We start from the raw sequence: 3,796 nt of genomic DNA, 5'->3' as shown, positions 1-3,796 counted from the left end.
GGAATGTTCTTTTTAAACGGCATGGCTACACCACAAAATTATCTGGCGTCATGGCCGGAACGGCACCATATCTCCCTTCTTTTTCGGCACGATTAGCTCCCTGTATCGCTTGATAAAACAGGCGCTCATATTTCGCGGCATTTTCCTCGTCATCCGCCCATTTGAACAGATGGAACAGCGCCCCGTATAGATAAATTGACGGATATTTAGTTAATACTTCGTTCGTTGTGTTTGTCGAATCTAGCGGCGTCGGCGTTGAGTGGTAAATCAGTTCGAGCGTATAAGTTCCGTCTGGCGCGACATTAAACTCGATTTGGTTTGTGATTGTGAATTGCGACGGAACGCCCGTCCCGCCTCGCCTGTCCATCTGCTCTGGCGCTTTATATTCTAGGCGGTAAATTTGCGAGCCTGAAATAATTTTTGCGCCAATCAATGACAGAAAGTCAGACGGGAGCGCAACTTCTTGAGCGCTAACAGATAGACTCGATTTTTTGACGAGCGACGCCAATTTTAGCGTTTCGACGGGATTTGCGACAAAATCGGCTTCGGCCAACCGAATAAACTGGTCGACCAGAACCAAAACGTCTTCCCTGTGCGATTGCTTGACAATTGCAGTTTTTAGCTCGTCATAGTTAGACAGTGTCATCAGATGCGCCCCTCTTTTGTTCGCAGCTTGAACCAATCCTTGCTGTTTAGCTTTGCGACGAACCAGTCGCGATTAGACGGATGGGAAGGCAACGGATGCCGTCCTTGCCGCTTAAGCTCTAGGCTCCACTGGTTCCAAATGTTCAGCGGGATTGAGGCGACCTTGTGCCAGTCGCCCTTCCACCCTGATTCCTTGGATGTCAATTCCCGTTGGTTTTCGTCCAACAACTCCTCGACGTCCTGCTTGGTCTCAGCAACCCAAACGTCGCCGTCTTTTTTCAGCGTTGTATATAGCCCCGTCACTGGGTCAACGTCTAAAACGTATTTCATGCTGGCCGAATATACCCCTTTTCAACGAAATCAATGGCTGTCTCTGAATCCAGCTCAATATAGTTGGGCAGGCGCTTCCCGCTCTCGTCCGTTTTAATTTTTCGCAATTCGTCACGCTGGAACGAGCGGATGATTTCGTGGCCGCCATCTTCTTTTGGCAGAGAAAACGAACGGACGACTAGATATTTGCGTTTTTTGCTTGCAACTTTTGCATCCGCCACGCTATCGACCTCTGCAGCGTGCTGCTTGTTTTTGCCTTTTGCCATTCCGAGCTCCTTATCGCCGAATAACTACAATGCCGTGCAGGTTAAATGCGCCTGTCGCGGCACCATCTGATGTCAATTTTAACACGTCGTTTGCTTTGATATCGCCGCTGAATTTCTGCGAAACGGCAGCGCCAACCGTGGCGCCAGATGGAACGACAATAGTTCCAATCGTGCCCTCGCCATCGGACAGCGTGATTGTAGTGTTTGCATCAACAGCCGCATCAGGAACAAGGCGAATCTCCTCGACTACGCCGTCAAATTCCTCGGGGACTGGAACGTACGCCGAAACAGCGCCCTCTGCGCCAGAAATAACGACTGGCAACGCGATTTTGTTCAGGTTGAATGCGCTCATTTTATTAACTCCTAAGCCAAGAATGGCGAGGCCGAAGCCCCGCCGGTTAGTTATTAAGCAGTAGTCAAGTCAAACACGCCGCCGCTTGATGCTTCATTGCGAGCTTCGAGCGTGTATTCGGTAACAATCATCACCGCGTCGCTGTCGCCAGTTTTGGCTAGCGGCACTTCCTCGAAGTCGCGCAAAGTCGCGAATGCCCACATATCCGTTTGCAGGATAAGCGCATCGCGAGCACGCATGAAGCGGTTAGGAATGACCGACAATTCGCCAAAGTCGCTGACGTAAACATCAATCGCGGCAGTCAAACGCTTGTCCTTTGCGTCGACAAAGCGGGTCGCGTTGCCGGTGAAACTGGACATCTGCTGCTTGTTGAATGAGCCGACCAGGATCAAATCAGGCTGGCCGCCAGCATCGAAAATGTCGCCGAGCACGGCTTTCAGGTCCGCCTCAGCAAACGCGCGCTGAGTTCCATCGGTTCGCGCATCAGAACCATCGCCCGTCGGGTCTGCGCCGGTGCCGCCAAAATTGGTGTTGGTCGCAATCCACGCAGGAACGCCCGCCAATTCGCGAGCAACGCCCGCAGAACCCGCGCTTTTAGCTTTGTTTGCCAGCAAAGCGGTTTCAATGTCCCGTTTCAGTTCGCGGCCGCGCTTCAAAACTTGATAGTCAAGCTCATCGGAGCGACCGGCAGAATTCACTACGCGGTTAGTACCAGAGACGCGAGCAACCTTGCGGCTGATTTGCGTATAGTTGCCAAGCCGAGTGGTCGCGCTTGCTGCATCAGCTTGAGCGTCGTCGCCTTCAAGCTGAGCGTTATTCGACGGAGACGCGAGCGAATCAGTTTGCCATTCGTGCAAAGTGCCTTTTGCTTTAACCTTGGGAATGGACGACATAAACGGAGTTTCGACGGGCGAAATGTCATAAATAACATTTACCAAGTCCTCGCGAATCCCATTGGTCGCAAAAGTAGTTTGAGTGTTAGTCGGTAGTGCCATTGGTTATTACCTCAACCTTGTTTTAATTTTGCCGTGAGCCTACGAACAAGCAGGGCATCCTCGATGCTGCCTGTTCTGGCCAAACGTGCCTTGGCTTTTTCTAGCTCAGCCTGCACGCTTGATTTTTGCGCGCCTGAAGGCCTGGAAACCTTGGGCGCTTTTCTGACCCGTTTTTTGACGCTTGCGCCGGTCTTTTTTGCTGCCCGAAAGCGTGCTGCCTCCAAGATTGCCTGCCATAATCTATGGTCAATAATCATGGCCTGCTCTTGTTCGCTAACGCCCAACTCATTCAAGTAATCACGAGCAAGTTTCGCATCCTGCTCGTATTTTTTGGTCGGACGACCGCTTTCGTCCAGCCAGTCTTTATTGAGTTCTAGCAGCTTCTTTTGCTCCTCAAGCATTTTTTGCTGCAGAACCTCTTGACTGATACCGGCTTGCTGTTTTTTGGCTTCTTCAAGCGCTTTCTTGCGCTTTTCCAACTTTTCCTTTTGCGCCAAATATTCGGCTGGGTCAATTTCGCGCAACTCGTCCCAGTCGATATCCTCCTCGCTGGTTTTAACAAGCGCTTCAAGCTCGGCAACACGTTCTGCTAATTGTTGATGGACTTGGCTCAATTTTTGGGCCTGTTCCTCAACCTGTTTGCGCTGCTCGGCCAGCTCTTGCGTTTTGCGCGTGTAGTCCTGCAGGCGAAGATGGCCTTTTTCCCATTCTCGGATTTCGCTCAAGGTCACCTCGCGACCGTCATCTAATTCGATGACAAAATCGTCTTCGTCGCTTGGCTCTTGCTCGTCATCCGCGGCGCTTTCTTCGTCCTGCTCGGACTCTACCGCCTCGCCTTCTGGCTCCTCAGGCTGTTCGACTTCTGCTGTGTCGTCAGCCTGAAGTTCCTCAGGTTCGGCAGGAAGGCTCACGGCTTCATCGGTTGGTCGCTGGGACTCCGACTCCGCGTGAGCGGCAGATTCTTTAATTTCCTTTAACTTTGCAAACGCCTCATCGACGTTCAACCCTTTATCAATGTTCAGCATAGCTGCCTCACAATCCTAGTTTTTCCCATAGTTTAACAGATTCTTTTTCCAATTGCCCTGTCTGCATAACCTGCTCAAAATGACGTTGCACCCATTCAATCGTTTGCATACGGCGCCAAATTTCCTCGCGCTCGTCTTTTTGTTTGAATTTTGTGTTGGTAAATTGTTCCACCAGTTGTGCGC

Annotated in this window: 6 protein-coding genes; all 6 read right to left on the bottom strand. The window is 51.1% G+C overall.

Annotated elements, in window-relative coordinates:
* Positions 1-25: 25 nt before the first annotated feature.
* From D6783_04130 to D6783_04105, 6 genes are read right to left on the bottom strand one after another with little or no spacing between them, the layout of a single operon-like run.
* On the bottom strand, positions 26-646 hold the full coding sequence (locus D6783_04130; protein ID RME52655.1) for a hypothetical protein: 621 nt from the start codon (positions 644-646) through the stop codon (positions 26-28).
* Positions 646-975, bottom strand: a complete 330-nt coding sequence (locus D6783_04125; GenBank protein RME52654.1) for a hypothetical protein — start codon at positions 973-975, stop codon at positions 646-648. The genes D6783_04130 and D6783_04125 overlap by 1 nt, the downstream gene beginning before the upstream one ends.
* Positions 972-1,241 (bottom strand): hypothetical protein, encoded by a 270-nt coding sequence (locus tag D6783_04120; GenBank protein ID RME52653.1) that lies wholly within the window; start codon positions 1,239-1,241, stop codon positions 972-974. The genes D6783_04125 and D6783_04120 overlap by 4 nt, the downstream gene beginning before the upstream one ends.
* Before the next feature lie 10 nt (positions 1,242-1,251).
* Complete coding sequence (locus tag D6783_04115) at positions 1,252-1,593, bottom strand: hypothetical protein (GenBank protein ID RME52652.1); 342 nt, start codon at positions 1,591-1,593, stop codon at positions 1,252-1,254.
* Between the two features lie 53 nt (positions 1,594-1,646).
* Positions 1,647-2,588 carry a head protein gene (locus tag D6783_04110; protein ID RME52651.1) on the bottom strand — a complete coding sequence of 314 codons (942 nt, stop codon included), beginning with the start codon at positions 2,586-2,588 and terminating at the stop codon, positions 1,647-1,649.
* 11 nt (positions 2,589-2,599) lie between these two features.
* Positions 2,600-3,613 carry a hypothetical protein gene (locus D6783_04105; GenBank protein RME52650.1) on the bottom strand — a complete coding sequence of 338 codons (1,014 nt, stop codon included), beginning with the start codon at positions 3,611-3,613 and terminating at the stop codon, positions 2,600-2,602.
* Positions 3,614-3,796 lie beyond the last annotated feature (183 nt).

This window comes from Candidatus Woesearchaeota archaeon, assembly GCA_003694805.1.
In the GTDB taxonomy this organism is placed as follows: domain Archaea; phylum Nanobdellota; class Nanobdellia; order Woesearchaeales; family J110; genus J110.
This window is presented reverse-complemented; position numbering and strand designations above follow the sequence as displayed.

Excerpts from the sequence above, each read along its gene's own strand:
- D6783_04120 (RME52653.1), bottom strand. The coding sequence starts at position 1,241 with ATGGCAAAAGGCAAAAACAAGCAGCACGCTGCAGAGGTCGATAGCGTG.
- D6783_04105 (RME52650.1), bottom strand. The coding sequence starts at position 3,613 with ATGCTGAACATTGATAAAGGGTTGAACGTCGATGAGGCGTTTGCAAAG.
- D6783_04125 (RME52654.1), bottom strand. The coding sequence starts at position 975 with ATGAAATACGTTTTAGACGTTGACCCAGTGACGGGGCTATATACAACG.
- D6783_04110 (RME52651.1), bottom strand. The coding sequence starts at position 2,588 with ATGGCACTACCGACTAACACTCAAACTACTTTTGCGACCAATGGGATT.
- D6783_04115 (RME52652.1), bottom strand. The coding sequence starts at position 1,593 with ATGAGCGCATTCAACCTGAACAAAATCGCGTTGCCAGTCGTTATTTCT.
- D6783_04130 (RME52655.1), bottom strand. The coding sequence starts at position 646 with ATGACACTGTCTAACTATGACGAGCTAAAAACTGCAATTGTCAAGCAA.